This is a genomic window from Paenibacillus monticola, assembly GCF_009664975.1.
Classification (GTDB): Bacteria; Bacillota; Bacilli; order Paenibacillales; family Paenibacillaceae; genus Paenibacillus_AQ; species Paenibacillus_AQ monticola.
Genome location: NZ_WJXB01000002.1, coordinates 322,213 through 343,256, shown reverse-complemented (window position 1 = coordinate 343,256; position 21,044 = coordinate 322,213). Strand labels below are relative to the sequence as shown.

Annotated in this window: 26 protein-coding genes and 1 tRNA gene; 14 read left to right on the top strand and 13 right to left on the bottom strand. The window is 41.4% G+C overall.

Annotation, left to right across the window (positions count from 1 at the left end):
- Positions 1 to 30: 30 nt before the first annotated feature.
- Both GJB61_RS06055 and GJB61_RS06045 read right to left on the bottom strand, forming a co-directional pair.
- Positions 31 to 249 (bottom strand): hypothetical protein, encoded by a 219-nt coding sequence (locus tag GJB61_RS06055; RefSeq protein ID WP_154117570.1) that lies wholly within the window; start codon positions 247 to 249, stop codon positions 31 to 33.
- A gap of 610 nt (positions 250 to 859) precedes the next feature.
- On the bottom strand, positions 860 to 1,075 hold the full coding sequence (locus GJB61_RS06045) for a hypothetical protein (protein WP_154117569.1): 216 nt from the start codon (positions 1,073 to 1,075) through the stop codon (positions 860 to 862).
- A gap of 322 nt (positions 1,076 to 1,397) precedes the next feature.
- Between GJB61_RS06045 and GJB61_RS31110 the strand changes: the two genes are divergently transcribed.
- The 4 genes from GJB61_RS31110 to GJB61_RS06030 all read left to right on the top strand — a co-directional run bounded on the left by GJB61_RS31110 (position 1,398) and on the right by GJB61_RS06030 (position 2,995).
- On the top strand, positions 1,398 to 1,565 hold the full coding sequence (locus GJB61_RS31110; protein WP_229521501.1) for a hypothetical protein: 168 nt from the start codon (positions 1,398 to 1,400) through the stop codon (positions 1,563 to 1,565).
- 269 nt (positions 1,566 to 1,834) lie between these two features.
- Positions 1,835 to 2,380, top strand: a complete 546-nt coding sequence (locus GJB61_RS06040) for a hypothetical protein (protein WP_154117568.1) — start codon at positions 1,835 to 1,837, stop codon at positions 2,378 to 2,380.
- Positions 2,381 to 2,429: 49 nt separating this feature from the next.
- The gene (locus GJB61_RS06035; RefSeq protein WP_154117567.1) at positions 2,430 to 2,678 is read left to right on the top strand and encodes a hypothetical protein; all 249 of its coding nucleotides are present in this window, start codon (positions 2,430 to 2,432) and stop codon (positions 2,676 to 2,678) included.
- Between the two features lie 47 nt (positions 2,679 to 2,725).
- Positions 2,726 to 2,995: a hypothetical protein gene (locus GJB61_RS06030; RefSeq protein WP_154117566.1), complete on the top strand. Its 270-nt coding sequence runs from the start codon at positions 2,726 to 2,728 to the stop codon at positions 2,993 to 2,995.
- A 559-nt stretch (positions 2,996 to 3,554) separates the two neighbouring features.
- Here GJB61_RS06030 and GJB61_RS06025 read toward each other — a convergent pair.
- Positions 3,555 to 4,016 (bottom strand): nucleoside deaminase, encoded by a 462-nt coding sequence (locus tag GJB61_RS06025; RefSeq protein WP_154117565.1) that lies wholly within the window; start codon positions 4,014 to 4,016, stop codon positions 3,555 to 3,557.
- Positions 4,017 to 4,376: 360 nt separating this feature from the next.
- A complete protein-coding gene (locus GJB61_RS06020) occupies positions 4,377 to 4,598 on the bottom strand; it encodes a hypothetical protein (protein WP_154117564.1) in 222 nt (73 codons plus the stop codon).
- A gap of 451 nt (positions 4,599 to 5,049) precedes the next feature.
- Here GJB61_RS06020 and GJB61_RS06015 point away from each other — a divergent pair, with 451 nt between their 5' ends.
- A complete protein-coding gene (locus GJB61_RS06015) occupies positions 5,050 to 6,015 on the top strand; it encodes a helix-turn-helix transcriptional regulator (RefSeq protein ID WP_154117563.1) in 966 nt (321 codons plus the stop codon).
- Positions 6,016 to 6,278: 263 nt separating this feature from the next.
- On the opposite strand, the gene GJB61_RS06010 is transcribed toward GJB61_RS06015, so the two are convergent.
- Positions 6,279 to 6,350: transfer RNA gene (locus GJB61_RS06010), tRNA-Val, on the bottom strand.
- Positions 6,351 to 6,507: 157 nt separating this feature from the next.
- On the opposite strand from GJB61_RS06010, the gene GJB61_RS06005 reads away from it, so the two are divergent.
- Positions 6,508 to 7,314: a class I SAM-dependent methyltransferase gene (locus GJB61_RS06005; RefSeq protein ID WP_154117562.1), complete on the top strand. Its 807-nt coding sequence runs from the start codon at positions 6,508 to 6,510 to the stop codon at positions 7,312 to 7,314.
- 51 nt (positions 7,315 to 7,365) lie between these two features.
- Here GJB61_RS06005 and GJB61_RS06000 read toward each other — a convergent pair whose 3' ends face one another.
- From GJB61_RS06000 to GJB61_RS05975, 6 genes are all read right to left on the bottom strand, one after another.
- On the bottom strand, positions 7,366 to 8,229 hold the full coding sequence (locus tag GJB61_RS06000; protein WP_154117561.1) for a GNAT family N-acetyltransferase: 864 nt from the start codon (positions 8,227 to 8,229) through the stop codon (positions 7,366 to 7,368).
- A gap of 334 nt (positions 8,230 to 8,563) precedes the next feature.
- A complete protein-coding gene (locus tag GJB61_RS05995; RefSeq protein ID WP_154117560.1) occupies positions 8,564 to 9,145 on the bottom strand; it encodes a GNAT family N-acetyltransferase in 582 nt (193 codons plus the stop codon).
- Positions 9,135 to 9,905 carry a DUF4386 domain-containing protein gene (locus tag GJB61_RS05990; protein WP_229521500.1) on the bottom strand — a complete coding sequence of 257 codons (771 nt, stop codon included), beginning with the start codon at positions 9,903 to 9,905 and terminating at the stop codon, positions 9,135 to 9,137. The genes GJB61_RS05995 and GJB61_RS05990 overlap by 11 nt, the downstream gene beginning before the upstream one ends.
- Entirely contained in the window at positions 9,881 to 10,561 is a 681-nt protein-coding gene (locus GJB61_RS05985; protein ID WP_338115722.1) for an ATP-binding cassette domain-containing protein, read from the bottom strand. The genes GJB61_RS05990 and GJB61_RS05985 overlap by 25 nt, the downstream gene beginning before the upstream one ends.
- Before the next feature lie 10 nt (positions 10,562 to 10,571).
- Positions 10,572 to 10,949: a GntR family transcriptional regulator gene (locus GJB61_RS05980; RefSeq protein ID WP_154117557.1), complete on the bottom strand. Its 378-nt coding sequence runs from the start codon at positions 10,947 to 10,949 to the stop codon at positions 10,572 to 10,574.
- A 2-nt stretch (positions 10,950 to 10,951) separates the two neighbouring features.
- On the bottom strand, positions 10,952 to 11,692 hold the full coding sequence (locus GJB61_RS05975; protein WP_154117556.1) for a hypothetical protein: 741 nt from the start codon (positions 11,690 to 11,692) through the stop codon (positions 10,952 to 10,954).
- Positions 11,693 to 11,886: 194 nt separating this feature from the next.
- Here GJB61_RS05975 and GJB61_RS05970 point away from each other — a divergent pair, with 194 nt between their 5' ends.
- The 5 genes from GJB61_RS05970 (at position 11,887) to GJB61_RS05950 (ending at position 15,271) form a co-directional block, all read left to right on the top strand.
- Positions 11,887 to 12,852, top strand: coding sequence for an aldo/keto reductase (locus tag GJB61_RS05970; RefSeq protein ID WP_195724250.1), 966 nt, complete (start codon positions 11,887 to 11,889; stop codon positions 12,850 to 12,852).
- 218 nt (positions 12,853 to 13,070) lie between these two features.
- The gene (locus GJB61_RS05965) at positions 13,071 to 14,117 is read left to right on the top strand and encodes a site-2 protease family protein (RefSeq protein WP_154118142.1); all 1,047 of its coding nucleotides are present in this window, start codon (positions 13,071 to 13,073) and stop codon (positions 14,115 to 14,117) included.
- 73 nt (positions 14,118 to 14,190) lie between these two features.
- Entirely contained in the window at positions 14,191 to 14,409 is a 219-nt protein-coding gene (locus tag GJB61_RS05960; protein WP_154117554.1) for a hypothetical protein, read from the top strand.
- 88 nt (positions 14,410 to 14,497) lie between these two features.
- The gene (locus GJB61_RS05955) at positions 14,498 to 14,941 is read left to right on the top strand and encodes a GNAT family N-acetyltransferase (RefSeq protein ID WP_154117553.1); all 444 of its coding nucleotides are present in this window, start codon (positions 14,498 to 14,500) and stop codon (positions 14,939 to 14,941) included.
- 90 nt (positions 14,942 to 15,031) lie between these two features.
- Positions 15,032 to 15,271, top strand: coding sequence for a DUF3892 domain-containing protein (locus tag GJB61_RS05950; protein ID WP_154117552.1), 240 nt, complete (start codon positions 15,032 to 15,034; stop codon positions 15,269 to 15,271).
- Positions 15,272 to 15,346: 75 nt separating this feature from the next.
- Here GJB61_RS05950 and GJB61_RS05945 read toward each other — a convergent pair whose 3' ends face one another.
- A complete protein-coding gene (locus GJB61_RS05945) occupies positions 15,347 to 16,576 on the bottom strand; it encodes an MFS transporter (protein ID WP_338115681.1) in 1,230 nt (409 codons plus the stop codon).
- A gap of 257 nt (positions 16,577 to 16,833) precedes the next feature.
- On the opposite strand from GJB61_RS05945, the gene GJB61_RS05940 reads away from it, so the two are divergent.
- A complete protein-coding gene (locus GJB61_RS05940) occupies positions 16,834 to 17,385 on the top strand; it encodes a copper amine oxidase (protein ID WP_154118141.1) in 552 nt (183 codons plus the stop codon).
- A gap of 90 nt (positions 17,386 to 17,475) precedes the next feature.
- Positions 17,476 to 17,799, top strand: a complete 324-nt coding sequence (locus GJB61_RS05935; RefSeq protein ID WP_154117550.1) for a DUF1292 domain-containing protein — start codon at positions 17,476 to 17,478, stop codon at positions 17,797 to 17,799.
- A gap of 145 nt (positions 17,800 to 17,944) precedes the next feature.
- On the opposite strand, the gene GJB61_RS05930 is transcribed toward GJB61_RS05935, so the two are convergent.
- Positions 17,945 to 19,420, bottom strand: a complete 1,476-nt coding sequence (locus tag GJB61_RS05930; protein ID WP_154117549.1) for an aminotransferase class I/II-fold pyridoxal phosphate-dependent enzyme — start codon at positions 19,418 to 19,420, stop codon at positions 17,945 to 17,947.
- Between the two features lie 90 nt (positions 19,421 to 19,510).
- On the opposite strand from GJB61_RS05930, the gene GJB61_RS05925 reads away from it, so the two are divergent.
- Positions 19,511 to 20,797 carry an MFS transporter gene (locus GJB61_RS05925; protein ID WP_154117548.1) on the top strand — a complete coding sequence of 429 codons (1,287 nt, stop codon included), beginning with the start codon at positions 19,511 to 19,513 and terminating at the stop codon, positions 20,795 to 20,797.
- Positions 20,798 to 21,044: the final 247 nt, after the last annotated feature.

The window sequence follows — 21,044 nt, the reverse complement described above, 5'->3', positions numbered from 1 at the left end:
CCATTACTTGCGTGGGGCCGTTTCTGTTATTCAGGAAGTTGCATGTTTTTTGAATTCATTAGGTATAGCGGTTTCTCCAATTATAGATTCTACAGCCTTCCAAGCGTCTTGGAAATTAGTTCCACTATAAGTTGTTCTATTCCGAGTGGGGCTTGTTAGTGACATATCAAAGACGATAAATTCACCCGCTGCTTCCGCGACCCTAAAACTAACGGTACGGTCATTGTTTTGTATTCGTACTTCCTCCAATTTATATCCTCCTCCTCTTCATCATTCATCGTGTTAAATGGTTCAGCCCATTCTTGGACGAATACTTATGCTATTTCATTCTACATATGAGATTATATATGACAAACCGATTAACGAAAAGTATCTAAGATATAAAGGTAGAATTAGGCCTGGGTAGGACATCTTGGTACAAATTATGCCCAATATGCCATAATCATTCTACGAACGTTAGTTCTGAAAATATGTAGTGATATAAATTTTTTTGAGTTCTGCGTTGGAAATGTTGGAGGTTCGATAGAAGAGCAAGTAGAAGGCTCTCTCAATAACATGAGTGAGAGGTTAAAGAAGGTAAATCTATCTCTGGATTCTGTAGTTAAGGTAGATGTACTGCTCAGAGATGAACCATTTCCATGGAATTTGTATACGAAGGCGGTCCTAATGGGCTAAAAGTTAAAATTGATGCAGTAGCATATAAGGGTAAGTAATATAATACAGTAGCAATCAAAAAGACAGCGAAAATCGCTATCTTTTTTTTGATCAATATCATCCGAATTTAGTCTCAATTACATTGTCAATTTAGTTTTCGCACCCGAAAAGAGAACCCGTTAATATGTATGGCGGGGGTTATCTTTTACATATTAGAAAAATTTGAACCATACTTGATATACTGATTTTCATGAGCATCATTAGGATAATCGCGCTTTATTGCATGGAGGTAAGCAACAATAGCAAATGAAGCCATAAAACCACCCACCATGCCTGTGAGTACAGTAAAGAGAGAAAATCCGAATAGACCACCCAAACTAAGGACAGATAATGCCACAAGTAAAAAGCTAACCCATTTCATTGATGTTTGCTCCTTTAGGGGATTTTAACCATTATAGTATTAATGTGGTGTTAATCAATTATACGAAATAATGAGTTACAGGTTCCACTTGTGTTCCCCAGAGTACGATTGCTTATTCATCAAGACATCCAAAGAAAGCTTAAGCCAACATAATAAAAAGAGAGAATGAGAACGACTGCAATGAGTGTCCATATAACAGCTTTCTTCATTTCAAGCACCTCGGTTCTATATGCTAAATAGAACTTAGCATATGTTTGATGTAGACGCGAGTATGTAACACCTCTTTTTTTATAAGGGAAAATATGGTATTGTGAAGGTGAGAATGGAGATGATAATCATGAGATTTCTTTTTGTGATCGGATTTATCATTGTAGTTGCTGGCCCTATGGTGTGGTCCTATATTGCCGTTGGAAAACGTATATCTGCAGAAGAAAAGAAAGCTGGGAGAGACCTAACTAATGAGATCAATCCTTTTACAGGTGGAAGATAAATTGTATTAACCCTACTGAACATGGTGGGGTTATATTTTTGCTCACTAGCTACGGCTACAAGCATTCCTAGCCAGCTCGGTAATTATGCACATTATGAGTGGGATATTTCCGGGAACTCTGTAAGTTCTTAAGATAAGGGAATTTGGAAGAAGAAATATTAAACGGCCTAAAAATAGCTAAGCAAAAAGTAAACAACTCTTCGGTTAACTTAAACGATTATAAGCAACTTTTATTTAGGATCATATCAGATAGGGAGTAGGACGGTTGCATGAGATTAAGAGCATTAATTTTGACAATATTGATAATTTCTTTAATGGGATGTAGTTCTGGATTTAAACCAGATACCTTTTCTGAGAAAGATTTTGCATTTCAAAAAGTAGACGATGTAAACGCAAAGATACATTACGGAATGACACGTAAGGAAGTAGAAAAAATTCTTGGTGAGGGAGAGGAATCTTATTTAGCCTCTGTAATTTACAAAAATGGAGTTATAGTAATGTATAGTAAAGAGAAGGTAGTAGGGTTTGCTTTGAGTGAAGACTCTCATGGATTTTATAAGACTTCAAGAGGAGTTGAAGTTGGAATGAGTAAACAAAATATCATAGAGTTATTCGGAGAAAAATACGCGATTGAAACACCTGAAGGATCCCTAGACTATATGTATAATTTAGAAGATAAAAAATTGCTGAGTAATGAATTTCTAAAAACCGCTGATCAAAAATATAAAGAAAATACATATTTGTTTACAGCATTTTTTAATGAAGATGGAAGTATTCGTAATGTTTATTTACTTGATCACAGGATCTACAAATAACAGATTAATATGGTGGGGTTATTAATAATAACTAAACAGGAGAATCCTAATGAAGAAAAAATATTTAGCCATACTCATGGTTTTGTGTGTCTTATGTCTGCTATGTATACAACCCGGATATGTTGAAGCTGATAATGGGGCCGTGATTGATAGAGAAACAAAAGATAGGCTAATTCAACAATACGGACTTGATAAGCCAGAGACTTCGAGTTGGAGCGGCGTTGATGTTGGAATAAGCAATCTGGTCCAGTTCTTTATAACAGTAAGGAAGATATTATTAATCCTTATGCTTTTGTGATACAGAAGGTTAAATAGAAGTACTGAAAAGCAAGAAGGAGGAAACCAATGATAAATGATATTCTTAAATATTTCGGTAGTTGTGTAATTGCACTTGGACTTATTTTTTGTATCCCTATAGGAATGGACGGCGGAACTATATTTTCTGTTTTAAGTTTAGCAATAGGAGCTTTATCCATCGGACTATTTTTTATTGGTTTTGGAGCCTTGCTCCAGTCTACCCACCGAATTGAAATGAAAATTGCTGGATCTAAGCCCCATGTTCCTAGTAAATACTTTATACCCCCCAGTGAGAAGCCTAGCAATGTTAAAGACTAATTTATATGCATTAGAATATTGACTGATCCTAAAGAGGAGCTAAGACGGACTGAATGAAAACTATACTTAAGACATGAAAGCCTCGGGACTTTTAGAAAGAATGCGAGGGGGGCTTGACCCCTTTGGTGGCAGCGGACAGCAATCATACAAGCTGCAGGTATTTTGAGGGCATCGGCCCAGGGAGGGATAAACGATGCACCCTAAATGCAAGTATTGTGATAACCCTAAGCCACCGAGAGACTACAGCGGTGAATGACAGAGATATCAAACATTGAAGAAGTGTTTGCGCGCATCGCAGCCACGCAGGTCCCCAACTGGAATAGATGTTGCTCCTGCAAAGATTTGCTACTGGAATATGTGGACAACCACCAACACGGACGGTACAACATGTGTCTCTGAATGCTTGGGAGACACCCAAATGCAAACGGACACTACAGGCTGTCCTTCCTTTTGGTCCTATGAGTTGCTTGTGGAGTTGTAGCGAGGCACCATCCAGCCCCCGAGAGAGGGCAGAGGCGGCATACATCACACGTAGTAGTGTTAAAGAGTAGATGAGTATTTAATGGGAGAATGTGTAACCATCGAATACTTTTAGCCCTTCGACATTTAATACTTTTTCTATTACGACTGGCTTATTTGGACTTTTTTCGATAACTTCTTTGCATGAGATCATTATATTACTGCCTGCAATTTCTGCTAGTTGATCATGTGACACACTATAGACTATTTTTCCTAAATTAGACCATACCATAGCGCCTGTACACATTACGCAAGGTTCACAGCTGGTATACAAAGTATATTCATTAAGATCAAAAATGTTGTTTTCAGAGCAAAAAGTACGTATAAGTCCAATTTCAGCATGGTGTGTAGGATCACAATTACTATTTATTTTATTTTCTCCATACATTACAATTTTGTTATTTTTTACCAGGATAGCACCGAATGGTTCATTTCCCTCTTCTCTAGCCTTTAAAGCCATTTTAATAGCCACTTCAATAAATTGTTCATCTTTTTTTATCATAAATAGCACCTCCTATGTAAAGTTACTATAACAGAAATTCATCCATTTTGAATAATAACGTTTCGTTCAGGTCATACGAATATTTTTAGCGGAAATGGATTGCCAGAAGTTCGCCTAGAACCGCCAATGAAGGGGCTTTAATGGGGGCCAGTGAGCACGACGTTACTTGTTATGTTTGCGATACGGACTTCAAAGTCGAGATCAAAAACGAGCCAAGATACACATCCAGTCTGAAAAAAGTTACTGCGTGTTATTATTTCACATTTCTAAGAAATGGCGGCATATATAACATTTACAGTCTTTATAGTCTATGGCTACCGATCTACCAAATAACCTGGCATCGGTAGCCATAGCCAATATCTAATTATTTAAGCAAAAAACTTCATAGGGGACTTTAGAAAAGCTGGATTCAAAATCATCTATAACTGCTCTAGCTTCTGCTTCAGTCATTCCCAACACCTTGAAAAAATAATGAAACATATGATCAACCAGAGTTTCAAATTTGCGTGCTTCGGCTGCATTCTCTGGCTGAGACATGTAGGACGTGTGCTGTCGTACAAGTAAATCAGTTTCAAATCTCATTAACAATCGCCTCCAGTTATTTAGTTTATGCAAAAATACGGGATTGGTATAGGGGTGCTTTTCGGGAAGTTTTGTCGTTTGATAAGTGGCGCAGGTATGGGGAAAATTGACGATTTAGGGGTTATACATCAATCACAGAAATGAAATCATATTAGAGACGAGAAATAACGTGTACTTTAGATTGAAGGCTGTTACTACGGAGTTGGATCAAAGGATTGAATAAATACTGGATGCTACGAAAAACAGAAAGAGAAGTGACGCTCTGGATGAATTCGATACAGATACAAGAAAGTAGCCTATGAGATAGCGGCGTTTTTACAGGTGGCTGGAAAATTGAAAAGATGATTTTTGTTTAGAAGAGAAAATGAAATAACAGCAAGTGAAATCAAGCAGTAATCCCTCTATTTCTTTAAAATAAATGTAGGGTGATCGAAACGGGGTGAATAGACGAATGTACGAGTGGCAGAAACAAATTCAAATAATCGTTGATGAAATTGACAAACATATTAAAAATTATAATGACGAAGCCTTGACACTACGCTTTCTTTCCCACAGGCTGGGCTATTCCGAATTTCATACAACGAAAAAATTCAAAGAAATATCGGGTATGCAATTTAGGGATTATCTGCGGCATAGAAAATTAGCCTTTGCACTAAAAGAAGTTCGGGATAGTGAAAAAATCCTTTTAGATATTGCTTTTGATTATGGTTTTTCGTCACATGAAGCTTTTACCAGAGCTTTTAAGGGAACATATGGTATAACTCCAAGTGAGTACCGGAAAAAGCCTAAGCCTGTCGTTCTTCGTACAAAAATAAACCCTTTCGACCGCTACTTTTTAGGATTGGGAGAGATTGGGATGATGAGATCTACAGATGATGTTAAAATTTATTTTGTAACCGTTCCCGCTCACAAATTTTTGCACATTAAAAACTATGAGAGTAATGGGTATTGGGATTTTTGGCAAAAGCAAAGTCTTATTCCGGGACAGGACTGCGAAACCATTTGCGGCTTACTCGATAGTATCAAGGGCAAATTAGATGACGATGGTGGGAGTGAATCTAACAGCGGCAACGGTCAGATTATGGCGTACATGAATGACCCGAACGGCAGACTCTGCGATTGGGGTATTCCACGTACAGAGTGTTATGGTGTACGACTTCCTTTTGATTATAAAGACGAAGTACCACCACAAATGCTAATGATAGATGTTCCCGAAGCCGAGTATATTGTTTTTGAACATGGGCCATTCGATTATGAGCAGGAAAATCGTAGTGTGGAGGAAAAGATTGAAAAGGTAATGGCAACTTTTGATTTTGCAGGCACGGGTTACTGCTTTGATACTTCCCCCGGTAGAATAATTTACTTTTATTTTAATCCAGAACGGCATTTTAAGTATATCAGGCCTGTGCGGAAGTAGATAAAATCGACTGCCTATCCACTCTTGTTTCTAACGAGAAAATCAAATAGGAAAAAGCAATTTGATGAAATGTGCGTATGGAAAAGAAGAAAAATGAAATTAGAAGTTTTGAAAAAGATTAGTACGGATATTGTGCCATAAAGGAATGTTCAAAGACAGCAGACCATTTTTTAGTAATAGCTGGAGGAGGGAAGAAGGACGTTCAAACCTATCTTCTGTCCATAAAAAGTAAAAAAAGCCTTGATAATCAAGGCTTTTTTCAATAGGACGGATGGGATTCGAACCCATGACCCCTACCCTGTCAAGATAGTGCTCTCCCGCTGAGCTACCGTCCTGCAACGAAATTTATAATACCATAGGATGTGAGGGATTAGCAATATTTTTTTCGGGAACTAGTACATTTCTCTTAAACAGTTAAAACCATTGAAAATTCAGTCCACTGTTTGTAAACTTAGACAAGTGGAAACTACCATATTTTTCTAGGGGGACTATATGCAAGAACAACTAGCACGTGTGAATAAGGCTGCATGGGAAACGAAAGCGTATCAGGCTTGGGTACGACATCATGGAACACCTAATGAACTAGCTCAAAAATTACAGATGGACCCTAGACACCCTTTGCGTTATTGGTTGAAGTACATGGGTAATCCATCAGGAAAGAAAGTACTTAACCTGCTTGGTTCGCACGGTAGGAAAGTGATTTGTTTAGCTTTGTTGGGTGCTGATGTTACTGTGGTAGATATTTCAGAAGAAAATCGCTTGTACGCTAACGAAGTTGCGACGGCGGCCGGTGTTAAACTGAATTATATCTGTTCAGATGTGTTAAATATCCCCAATGAAGAAAATCTCGGAAAATTTGATATAGTATTGATGGAGTTTGGGATTTTGCATTACTTTACGGATTTAAGGTCCATTTTTTCTGTGGTCAGCAGAAGGTTAGGTTCAAATGGTCGGTTGATGTTAACGGACTTTCATCCTTTTGCCAGGACGTGGATGAAAACTATAAATTTACAGGATCCAACAGGGATTTATTTTGATGATAATATCAAAGAAAGAGAAATTGCGTTTGCCCAGCTACTTCCCGAAGAAGAACGATCCGAATTAGGCAAGGTTTTGACGCGGAGTTGGACAGTAGGTGATATTATAACTTCAGTGGCCGCCGAAGGGTTATGTATCCGCACATTTGAAGAGATAAGGAATGCTCAAGACCCAAGTTTTCCTGAGTTCTATACTCTTATTGCTGATAAATTAGATGTTCAACTGACCCCATTATTTGGTTTGACGCATGGTTTGAGATGAGGGGGAGCGGCCCAATAGAAAAGCCTTTCCCATAACGGGAAGGGCTTTAAATTATTTAACGGAGGACACATAATAATGTGACTCAGCAGATATCTCAAATCCTATCGACTCATATAGGTTTAACGCACGTCTATTTTGAGTGACTACGCCAAGGCGAATCTGAGAACAGTTCTGATCTAGCAAGAGTTTAACGATCCCAGAAAGAATTTCACGGCCGTAACCTCTGCCTTGGTATGATGGAAGTACACAAAAATTATGAATAACAGCAGTATCCGCCTGAACATAATTAACTCTGATCATGCCAACCGGAGTCATACTACTCAAAGCAATGTAGTTAACCCGTTCGGCTTCTCTTGTACGCGCAAAATAATTCCTAGTCCAAAATTCTGAATCGCCAAAGGCTTGTGATGAACATGTAATCATGAATTCTAAATCCTGAGCTTCTTCTAAACGTAATACTAGGTTAGAGCGAAGTGGACCAACAGTTTGTAACCGATTCAGAATCATCGAGAATTCAGAGGTTGTTAAGTTAGCCCCTAAATGCTTTATACAATCAATACCTGGTTTGGAATTTGAAGGTATCCTAAAGCGGCGAGTTTGAATGTCATGGATTTGCATATCTGATGCTGCATGTTTCAGTAAACCGTGAAATATCCCCTTGCGACGAAAGTCCGGGTGTACCATGCCGTTGATATTAGCTTCCATACCATCCGAAGTATACCAACTGAGAAAACCGATTAACTGATTATCAATTTGGCACAGGAAGGCCTTATCTCCATCTATCTCCTTAAGGCTTTCTATACCTACTCTTAAACTTGAGTTGTCGGATATCTTGCATAGATGTTCTAACCAACGAATTTGCTCAATTTGAGGATTCGAAAAGTCTTGCATTTTAGAAATTTGATATTTTTGCATGGGGTGCCCTCATCTTGAAGGAAACACGCAGTTTATGGACGAGTAGGCGTTATCCTTCTATAATTTGTCCGTTTATTCGTGGTTATCAATGGGACCGCCTCCTCGATATTGTATTAGTCTATTTTTATTTAAATAATGATAGAAGTCAATCCTTTGCATTCACTCATATAAGTAATTTGAGGTGAATCTCTCGACAAATCTTTTTCAATCATAAAGCTTTATAGGAAAATAGTATCCGTATCCAGATTGCCCAATGCTGATCATGCAACTAATAGAGCAAGAGAAAATTAAGCCTGAAATGTAGAAACAGGAAGAGCAAAAGGCAAGGTTATCGTTAAATTGAAAGGTTCTGATGTTCTAATGAATGCTTCCATTCTTGTTGAAGAATAGCGTAAAGATATTCATCTACCCATATTCCCTTAGACCTATAATTTTGCAATAAATAACCTTCTCTTCTCATGCCAACACGCTCTAATAAACGGATAGATGACTCATTTTCAACGTTGCTATACGCAATTACTTTATGTTTATGAAGTATCTCAAATAAATAACCTAACAATCCGGTTACAGCTTCAGTGGCATATCCTTTCCCCTGATATTCAGGAGCAATAGTAAAACCAATCTCCACAATATCTGGCACGGTTTCTAAAGTATGAACAGCACAATCACCAATTAATTGGTTCGTAGTCTTTAAAGCTACTGCGTATTGGAGCCAAGCTCCAGGTATATTAGGAGAGGCTTCAATCTGCTTGTTTATAAAAGCTACAGCCTGATCGTGTTGGTAGTTATCCCATGATTGGAACCTCGCAATGTCGGGCCTAGAACGATATAAATAAAATGACTCTATATCTGTAAGACAAAACTGTCTTAGCACAAGTTGATTCGTTTCAGTGTAAATAGTTGCGTTATTGTCCATAACTGTTTCCTTTCCCATAAGAGATTGCAGATACATTGAATCCTTTTACGATAAGCCATACTGCTAGAGTCATTTCATACAAGGCTATCGGTATGGCCAACACGGCTCCCCATATTGAAAGCTGTAAAATGATACCGAACATTTCTAAGATGGATGCAATAAAAATGAGTGTTGCACCGGAAAGACCCATGACGGATATAAATCGGGGAATCAGTTTTGATCTATAGAGTAAGTAGCTGCACATCATCGTATTTATGCCCAGCATAAAATTGGGGCCAAGCAGAAAGGTCCAGTCGTGTATTGCTTTTAATAATGTACCTGAAGCTTGAAAAGAGGCGATATCCAGGGCTCCTGCAGATACAAATTTCTGGCTTAAGGTCAATAAGGACAGTACACTGATTATACCCACAGTAATGGCAATCGCTTCAAGAAACCTGAAGCAAAGATGCCATAGTGCAATAGTTTCATTATATTTTCTTAGAATTGGAAACATTGTTGTTGCAGTACCAACTACAGTAACGACAGTAATCAACTCGAAAATCGCTCCCAGCCTTACCTTATTGGCATGTTCAGAACCTCTAATCAGGTAATCGGGACCATTTAAGATAGGATCGTATAAAAGAAGACCTATGACTGACGCCACCCCCGCAACTATAAATAGCACTCCAACAATTTTAGAGCTTATTTTAAGTGAGAAATTCATTGGGTTGTCTCCTTTGTTTGAAAAGATATAAATTAGACATAGTTCTTCTTCATCCAACTTGTGATGCCTTGCCCCTCTGATTCATGTAATTTCTCCACATCAATCATTTTAAGTAATGCTCCGCCTTTGATCGCAATGAAGCAGTCTAGTAAGGGCTCAATTTCCGCAATCTCATGGCTCGTCATGATTAATGTCTGAGATTCCAAGTCAATATAAGAAATCATTCCTTTCACGATAGATTCTCGCACCATCGGGTCAAGTCCGGACAAGGGTTCATCCATCAGAATATAAGGGACTTCTCTCGCTAATGTAAGCATGATTTTTAAACGAGCACGATTTCCTTTGGAGAGATCTTTGATTTTCATCTGAGGTTCCAGCTGCATAAACTTCATGATTTCTCCTGCTTTAGAAAGGTTAAAGTCGGGGAATTGTGAAGCCTGGAAATCCATAGCTTGGTTTACTGTGAATATATAATAAAATGAATCAAGTTCCGATAAATAAGAGACGACTTTGCTTATTCTTCGATTGGCAGTCACTCCATTTACGGTAACAGTCCCACTCGTGGGATACGATAGTCCGGAAATGAGTTTTAATATGGTGGATTTCCCACTACCGTTCTCACCGACGATGCCAATGATTTTACCTATGGGCAACGTTAATGAAATCTCGTGAAGAGCGGAATGGTTCATATATTTTTTCGAAACATTAGTCATTTGAATCAAGCTACTCATCTCCTAGATCAAATTTGTTCAAATAGTCTTTAAGTCCTGAGATGATCTCTTGTGAGCTGCATCCCATTTCCTGCATGACTTGGACGAATAATTGAATCTGCTCATGTTGCAATTGAACACGTTGCTCCACCAACCGTTCTTCCTGTTCCGTAACAAATGTACCCTGACCTCTTTTCGTTTCCAGAATACCCTCACGCTCCAACTCACTGTAAGTACGCTGAATTGTATTGGGATTAACACTATATTTTATCCCCATATCACGGACAGAAGGAAGCTTCTCACCTGCTTTCAATTCTTTGCTTACAATCTGTCGACTGATTCGATCTGCTAATTGCAGATAAATTGGCTTAGAAGCATTAAATTCATCCATCGTTACACCTCAACTTTGTTGTCAATAATCCATGCGGTCAGAATAAATAATCCAATGATAATAACGAAGTTATAAAGATATTCTCCTGTATATATTTGTATAGGGGCTATTGAAAAAGAAGGGAAATTATATGTGATGCCCCCCCAGTTGGTACCTAAACGATATAGGCTAGTGGATTCGAATAGGGATGTTACCCAATTGGGTATGACAATAGCCCCAATCACTACTAACCAGCTCCAACGTCCGATTCTAAATTTGTAAAATTGAAATAGCGACCAAAGAAATAATACGCAAACGCCGATCATTGCAGAAAGTATAATTATATGGGGGAATATTAATAATCCCGAGGTCCAAATATCAGCCCAATACGGTTCTATGAAGCTGGATTTGGGTTCGATCAGCAATCCAGACATTACATACAACATTAATAATGAAATTATTACCATAATCAGCCCGTTTACTATTTTACTAAGTAGCAATCTAGAAGCCGGTTGGGGATTATGCAGCCATAAGTGTAGCTGATTTGCCTCTGTTTTCAAACTGATAAATACCATCATCGGAATATAGAAAATATGAAAAACAATAGCAACTCCTAAGGGGATGAACATAAGCAATGTATTATCTGCTATCTTCCCCACATACATCGTCAACATTACAAACAATAAATTAATGACGAGTCCGACGAAAAAAATGGTTCTTGTCAATTTAAAATCTTTTTTTAATAATGCTGCCCATGCTCTCATTCCATTCATCCCCTTTGACCTAATGTATTAATGCAATAGTACACTAATTCATTGGGTCATGTAAATAGGTAATAAAAAAAAGGTGAGAACCGAGTAAGGAAGAGCCGAATGACGCATGGATATTTCACCTGAAAGGCTATATTATGGCTATACAAGAAGTTTATAACTCTCAACAGAATAGGTGGAAAACTCATATGAAGCTTACTGATATGCCAGGGTCAAATCTACGATTTGCGCCATTGGCGCTGGGCACAGCCGAATTCGGAAGCGCTATCACTATGGAACGTTCTTTTCAGATCATGGATCGGTTTGTCGAAGGTGGAGGCACCTGGATTGACACAGCGCGGGTTTATGCCGATTGGTTACCTGACGGTCATGGGAAAAGTGAAATCACAGTAGGGAGATGGCTGGGAGACAGAGGTCTTCGGAAGGATGTTCTGATTTCTACTAAAGGAGCCCATCCGGATATGTCAACGATGCAGGTGTCACGTCTGGGGGAACAGGATATTATATCCGATGTCGAGGAGAGCTTGAACTGTCTGGGAGTGGATACTATTGATCTGTATTGGCTTCATCGTGATGATGAGAGCCTTCCGGTTGATGGGATTCTCAACACAATGAATGAATTGGTTAACACTGGTAAAATCCGCTATTTTGGCTGTTCTAACTGGCGACCTAACCGGATTCGGGCTGCTGCAGAATATGCCAGCAATCATGAACTGCGCAGCTTTGTTGCGAGTCAGATCCAGTGGAGCTTGGCAGAGCTAAACGAAGATTCAGGTTCTGATCCAACAACAGTCAACATGGATAAGGATGGATTGGAATTTTATAAAGAGACAGGGCTCAGCATGTTCGCCTTTACTTCTCAAGCAAAGGGTTTCTTTCAGAAACTGCATGCCGGAGGTATTGAATCCCTTAAGGATGCGGTAAAAAACAGTTACTATAATGAAGTTAACCGAGGACGGATGGAACGCGTAATGGAAGTATCACGACAAATGAACATTTCCATCTCATCTGTTGTGCTTGGCTATTTAATCAGTCAACCCTTTCCCGTTGTGCCGATTATCGGAAGCAGTTCGGTGGAGCAGGTTGAAGAAGCCATGGAAGCACTTGATGTAAGATTAACTCCTGGGCAAGTGGACTATCTAGAGCAAGGCTGATAGCAACTGAGCTTACTTGATACTATTTTTGAGACATGTCTGCTCTGCTTGCCGGGGCGGACTTGTTGATGTTCTCTCTTGGATGATGAATCGGTGCCCAGAGGAACTTCTTAGACCGTTATGGTAAAATAGGAGGATATCTCTAAAGAAAAATTTATTAGTCAAAGGGGCTCAAGATCTTGCCGCAAAAAGAACCGCAAAAAAATACATCCACACCCATGAAATGGTTGGGAGGCGGAGCTGCCATGCTCCTCCTTAAAGGAAAGGCAATCCTGTCCCTCTTGAAAATAGGCAAAATTGCCGCCCCGCTAATTTCAATGATGATCTCCATATGGGCCTATGCCTTGATTTATCCCTGGGGGTTCGCCGTAGGTTTTGTACTGCTATTGCTTGTTCATGAGTTGGGTCATGTCATTGCAGCTAAACAGAAGGGATTGCCAGTCAGTGCCCCTTTATTTATTCCCTTTGTTGGTGCTCTGATCGCGATGAAAAGACAGCCACTTGATGCTGAAAGTGAAGCCTACATTGCTTTTGGCGGCCCTATACTAGGTTCAATTGGTGCTGTAGCTGTTTTTGTAGCGGCCTATTATACAGACAGTCCGCTCCTCTATTCTCTGGCCTATATTGGATTGCTGCTTAATTTGCTCAACCTGCTGCCGATCCATCCGCTGGACGGCGGGCGCATTGCCGTAGCGGTTACCCGCTGGTTGTGGCTAGTTGGTTTGGTGGGTGGTTTAGCGGTCATTCTCTATCTGCAGTCCATTTTATTCTTTATCATTTGGGCGCTGTTTGCTTACGATTTGTACAAAAAATTCATTAAGCAGCGCAAGAAAGGCCAGGGCAACACCCTGTCATCTGTGTCCAAAGGATTTTTGATTCCAGTGGAGCATCTGAAGGATGTAGGCTATATGATTCCGGGGCCGGACCATAGAAGAGATTTGCCCTTTACGACCTACAGTGATCTGAACCGGCAGCAACATGTTAAGGTCAACTGGGATACTCTTGATTATAATGGTACAGCCGTATTGACGCAGCAAGCTATCATAAGTAAGGTGCGAATTACCCGTCTGGAACATGTGACGCTTGAGAATGGACTTCACCTCAGAATGCATCTCGAAATCCTATATACTCCCTTTGACAACGACAAGTATTATGATGTGCCGGCAAACACACGCTGGAAATACGGTGCTGCTTATTTTCTACTGGCTGGTTTTCTGGCGGGGATGATGTATTTGGTCCATTTGGTGGGGAATGTAAATCTTTAAGGTTTTAAAAAACTCCGAAATCGTCAAAGCTGTAGTAAGAACAACGGCAGATAACGATGAAGGGGTGCTAAGCATGGGTACAAAAGTGAAATGGGGAGCAGTCTGTGCGTTACTATTTCTGCTGCTGTGGATAACGGGTTGTGTCATGGTGAAGCAGGCACCTAGTGTTATAGAGATGCAGCAAATGTCGAGTTTAGATGGAGGTCTGCAGAGCCCATACGGCCCTCAGGCTCCTGTTATGCAGGATGTATATAGCCGCTCGATTCCAGATAACGTTTACTCTGCGGAGTAGGTTACTTGCCCTTCAACTATACAGTTAACCCATTATTCTGTATAATAGGTCAACTATCGTTTCATACATAGAGAGGGGAATTGCAATCATGGCGGCGGAAATCGTACGTGTTATCACAGAGGAACAGCTTCAAATGGGTCTGGATATTCGGGAAAAGGTGTTTGTCGAGGAGCAAAAAGTACCGGCTGAGGAGGAAATCGACGAATACGATGTGATTGGCCCGAATGCGCATCATCTCCTAATCATAGATGGGGGAATCCCCGTAGCTACGGGCAGATTAATTTATTATAAAGCAGGCACTGCCAAAATGCAGCGAATTGCCGTGCTGAAAGATTATCGGGTCAAGGGTTACGGACGTGTCCTGCTGTTGGCGATGGAGGAACTAGCCCGCGAGCTGGGTTTGGAAGCTTCCATTCTTGACGGTCAATGTCAGGCGGAGTCCTTCTACACCAAACTAGGTTATGAAGTGATTTCTACGGAGCCTTTCTATGATGCTGGAATTTTGCATGTACGGATGCAGAAAATCCTCTAGTTATTTGAGCTAAGCACATAATTCACTGTTCCTTTGCACAAGCTATGATGTGCCTCATCAGGGCAAATCTAAGTGCAAGGGGCGAACGATATGGAATCCAGTAACGAACGTGAACGATTTATTGCGGCACAGAAGAATGGTGATGGGGATTTACGAAGCTTCCAGACCTCTTCAGGACGTGTGCTTGACTACCAGCAGGCACTTCAGGAAGTCCAGGCAGGGAAAATTGCAGGAGTTAATGTATTTAAAGGCAGGGACGGGGAAATGTATATTCGCGGTGACGCGGATGGAGATCCAACGAACAACCTTGACCAGCTGCCGTTATTTTAGAATAGTTGTAATGAATATTACCGGTCGGACAGGCGTCTACAGACGCGAATGTCCGGCCGGTTTTAATTGTATGTTTTACCCCTGACTGGAGTAGTCACGTTGCAGAATAGAGCGGCTCATTATCACTCCGAGAATAGAAACTATTAGAAGAATTCCCACAATGGTAAGCGAAATGGATGCTCCTGTATAGTGTATGCTTTGCGTGAACAGACTGACCAGTACAACCCGCATCCCCATTCCGACAGCGCTAAAGAAACTGTTCACCCGACCGATTAGTGCATTTGGAACCAGGTCCATCATCACCGTATTTCGGGCTACCCGAGCTCCTGAATTTCCCCATCCGAGCAATATTTTTAGACTAAGGAAGATGACAATAATAGTTGTCCATGCCGCTATTAGTAAACCGACAGTGAAAATAGTGACTGATAGGAAAACCGTAATATAGGCCCCCCATCTTTTCATCATAAGTGGAATGGTAAATCCGGCAAGTACCGCTCCAATAGCATAGATCATATCTGCTAGACCCAGTACGGTTGCATCCGCCTGTAAATTTTTTGCTATGTAGATCGGCCAAAGATAGTTTCCTACCATGACTCCAATAAACGGCATTAGAGAGCTGATATAGAACAAGACTAGCAAAGGACGGCCCTTTAAATAAGAAAATCCTTCTTTCATATCCGAAAACATCGATATTCTGACCGTAGTCCTGCTGGAATTTGATGTGGAATACGGAATGATAAAGAGGAGTGTAAGGCCTATGATATGTGTCGTGGCATCCATAAGCAGCAGAATGCTCAAATCTGTTCTCTCAATGACAAGACTGGCCAGTCCACCGGCAACCATAGAGGCAACCTGACTTTGTATTTCCATCACACTGTTCAAAGTACGGTATTGGGATCGTTCAAAAATCTCCTGATTGAAAGCGAACTGTGCAGGATAATGGATCGTGTAATACAAGGTGCCGCCCATATATATCCCGATCAGATGCCAGGTGTGAAATTCTCCGGCTAAAAATCCAGCTATGGCAAAGCAAGCAACAATTAGCATCCCGGTCCATTCATTCAGGAGAAGTATAGCCTTTCTGGAATAGCGGTCTACCAATACCCCAATATAAGGGGACAGAAAGAATAGAAAGATCGTCACGCTTAAGGCAGCGTAACCATAGATTTCTTCCCCGTTCTCTCGATTCACAAGCAGCCATGGTACTGCGATCATTGTAATACCCGTTCCTATGGAAGAGGAAATATTGGCTATAAGTAATATAATCAAGCGTCGATCACGCATCACATTTGACAGTGAATTCACCTGCTTCAGTGGTTTTAGGTGTGATCATAACATATCCACTCAATAATGAATAGATTTGTGAAGTGACCCTGATTAGTTGCAATTTAACTCTGGCGACGGTATAACTGCTATTCCCTTTCGATAGGAGTGGGAAGCATAAAGCGCACTATATGAACACCTGCAGCGGTGTAATGAAATTTTTACCTGTATGCAGCGCAACTTGGCGGCGGAAAGGTAGTATATATTAACAGCATGAATTACTTGGAGGGTCTCTAATGATGAGATGGAGAAAAATTGCACTGTGCGTGCTCGTGTTTTCCCTCATGGGCAGCTCATTATTATTCGCAGATGAAGTAAATGATAAAATCAGAGTATGGAGCAACGGAAAAGAAATTGCAGACGGTGGTTATTTAATTGATGGTAAGACTTATATTCCTGCTAGAGAAGTAGGGGGAATTGTGAGTTGGGATGGTTCTGGAAAAGTGACAATCCTCAAGCCAAATGTGCAAATTGTTTTGTTCAAGGGTGATACTGTTTTTGGTAATGTAAATGTAGGCAAACTCAAATTCAAGGTATTATCTCAAGTAGATAGCCTGACGGATGAGATTTCTTCGGTTAAAGTTGCGATTACTGATCCATCAGGGAACATCAAGGATATCGATTCGCGTGATATGGAAGGAACGAAGAAGGAAGATTTCTGGTTCTCAAGCTCGGAGATTACGTATGATTTCAAAGATACCGGTAAATATCGGGTAGGCTTCTATATCAAGGTGTCAAAGAATGGAGATTACGTACTTGTGTCAGAGAAAGTAATCACTGCGCTTAATTAGGGATTTTGTGGCATTGTCAAATTGACCTGAACTTATCAAGCATGATACGATACCCTTTGTAGGATAATTCAATTAAAGTGAGGTTTTACAATGAGCGATCACAAACATGAGCATGACCATGAACATGGTGAAGCATGCGGTTGCGGACATGATCATGACCATGAGCACGAGGAGTTTGTGCTGACCTTGACGAACGAGCAGGGTGAAGATGTAGAGATGGTGCTGGTGGAAACGTTCGACGTAGGCGAGAAATTATACGCGCTGCTGCTGGAACGCGAAAATCCTGAAGCTGATGGCATCATTCTGCGCATGGAAGAAGAAGACGAGGAAATGGTATTGTACAATATCGAAGACGAAGCTGAATGGAAAGCTGTTGAAGAGGCGTACAACGAGCTGCTTGCCACGCAAGAATAGATTTCGGTACGGATAAAGTTATCCTTTGGATAGCTGATATTACACACGATAACTTATCCTTATAGTTCAAGAAGAAGCGGGTACCGTCCATAAAAGGACGGTACCCGCTTCTTCTTAGTTGCTTTGTATTTTAGGAGAAAGATGATCAGGAGATTGGATCTGCCTCCACAATGACTTTAATGTTCGTTATACTACGATCCTCGGGCCCTTTGACTGGAAGTCCAATCTCTACATGGTCTATGATATAGTCAATATTATCCTGGGTAATAATTTCACCAGGAAGAAGAATCGGGATTCCCGGTGGATACACGTAGATGAACTCGGCGATGATGTATCCTGCTGATTCCCGGAAGGGTATCAACTGCGTATCTGCATAAAAGGCGTCTCGCGGAATAAGGGCCAGTTGCGGAATTTCCGGAACCTGCACCTTCATCTCGTAGATTTCCCCTTTGCTGTAATGAATAGCAGATAAGACCCGCAAGGCAGCCAATAATTTATCTACTGAATCTTGGGTATCACCAGGAGTAATCAGGCAAAGAATGTTATACATATCACTAAGTTCTACTTCGATATTGTATTTCGCGCGCAGCCAGTTTTCGGTCTCATAACCGGTGATACCTAAGTGGCGCACGTGAATGTTAAGTTTGGTAGGATCAATGTCGAAGGTTGCCTCAGTGCCAAGTATTTCTTTTCCAAAGCTGTACAGGCCTTCAATGTTATTAATAGTATCCCGAGCATAATTGGATAAAGCGATGGTTCTCGCTGCCATTTCATGTCCGTTCAGAGCAAGATTGCGTCTGGAGGTATCCAGTGAGGCCAGTAAAATGTAAGATGTAGATGTTGTTGTCAGCATGCTCATAATGGTCTGCACCCGTTGCGGGTTGATCAGACCGGTCTTAGCATTCAGATTCAGTACCGAGCTTTGCGTCATGGAGCCGCCCAGCTTGTGTACACTGGTTGCAGCCATATCCGCACCGGCTTGCATGGCCGATATCGGCAGATCCTCATGAAAATGAATCAGTACTCCATGTGCCTCGTCTACCAGAACGGGGACATCGTAGTTGTGGGCCAGTTCCACAATTGAACGAAGGTCGGCACAAACGCCAAAGTACGTAGGATTAATTACTAGAACTCCCTTGGCATCCGGATGGCGCTTTAATGCTCGTTCCAGCGAGCTGGTGGTTATGCCGTGGTCTATCCCAAGATTCTCATCCTGTACGGGTGAGACGAACACAGGTTTGGCTCCGGAGAAAATAATGGCCGACATCACTGATTTATGAATGTTGCGCGGCACAATAATTTTGTCACCCGGTGAGCAAACAGAGAGGATCATCGTCATGATGGCATTGCTCGTGCCCTGTACGCTGAAATACGTATAGTCGGCGCCGAAAGCCTTCGCAGCCAGCTTCTGAGCTTCTAGTATCACGCCTGTGGGCTGATGAAGATCGTCTAGCGGTGCGATATTGATCAGATCTATGGATAGAGCGTTATCGCCGATAAACTCACGGAATTCGGCATCGGTTCCTAGCCCCTTCTTATGTCCCGGAATATGGAATTGAACTGGATTACCGGCGGCATGCTGTTTAAGAGCAGTGAAGAGGGGAGTACGGTGTTGATTCATTTAATGCTGTCACAACCTTTCGCAAATCGTAAATTTTCAAGCAAGCATCAGTATAACAAAACAATCAACATATTACTAGGATGTGATGGAATGCCTGGCAAAGTACAACAGCGTATGCATATTAATTTGGCATCACCTTTTATTATTGAGATGTGGGTCATCATTTTTTTGGTTGAGTTCGTCAAAGGTTCGCTCCTGGTAGCGTTGCTGCCGGTATATATGGAGAACATGTTAGGTTTGTCGGTTACAGTGGTCGGTTTCGCCTTTGCCCTGCAATATTTGGGCGACAACCTCTTCCGCAGTCCGTCCGGCTGGATTATGGAGCGTATTGGTTACCGCTGGACGATGACAGGAGCACTGCTGCTGATTCTGGTGGCCTTGGGGATGATTATCTATGCTAAAGATGCAGTGTCACTTTCAGCTGCGTGCCTAATCTTAGGGATGGGTACCTCTCCGTTATGGCCTTGTGTAATGACAGGTGTAACCGAGCTGGCTGGCTCTACTAAAAGTGGGAGCAGTGGTGCAGCGATGGGTGCTGTCGAAATGGCTTCACTTGCGGGAACGGGGATCGGCCCCATTACAGTAAATTTTTTGATGGATCATGGTGGGCAGAGTTACCGGATGGCCTTTTTATTCCTGCTGGTCTGTGCTGCGGCTGTAGTGGCGGTTGCCCTGTTTCTGCCCAAAAGAATCGGACATAACGCTCCACATGTTGTGCGGGATATGAGTTCAGAGGGGGACGCGGTGGAACGTAAACCATTGGGTCCGCTGGGAAGCCTCAAAAGAACTCTGCAGCAGGTTAGAACGTCGCTGAAAGTTAGTCGTTTGTTATACCCTGCTTTGTTTCTGCAAGCCTTTGCCATTGGTCTCATGACTCCTGTAGTTACGTTATTCGCACGCACTGAACTTCATGTTACTCCGAACCAATTCAGTCTGCTCCTGATCGCGGGTGGAGGGATTACGGTTCTTACGCTAATTCCGGCTGGACGTTTGGTTGACCGCATAGGAACAACGGTGTTCTTAAATATCGGTTTCCTGCTGGCTGCCTTTTCGTTAGCGTTGTTCTCTCAAGTTCGTTGGCTGCCGCTGGCGTTCTGCGCCGTGGCACTGGTTGGTGTGAGCTATGCGTTTATACTGCCGGCCTGGAACGCCTTTTTGGCTAAGCAGGTACCTAAAGGAGAACGGGGAACCGTCTGGGGCTTATTTCTAACCCTGCAAGGCTCCGGTATGGTTGTGGGGCCCGTGCTATCGGGTAAACTATGGGATACCGTTGGACATGGTGTACCTTTTCTCGCCAGCGCTTTTGTCATGCTGCTGCTGTTCGTGCTGCATCTGCTTATTGTCCACCGAACGAAGCTGAAGTTGAACGCTAATTGAACTAATAACGGCAAAAGCCACTGGTGTCCGGAGGGTATATCCGGTACATATCAGCGGCTTTCTTTGTAGGTATGGAGTAAGCGTAAATCCTATAAATGGCATGAATGTAGTCACTGCTTTAATTAATGAACCATTCAATGTAGCCAAACGCAACAAAAGTTCCGCTATAGGGTTTGGAAAAGGAGTGTTGCGGGTAAAAATAGTCAATAAACCAAGTTACCGCTACATAAACTGAAGTATAAAATAA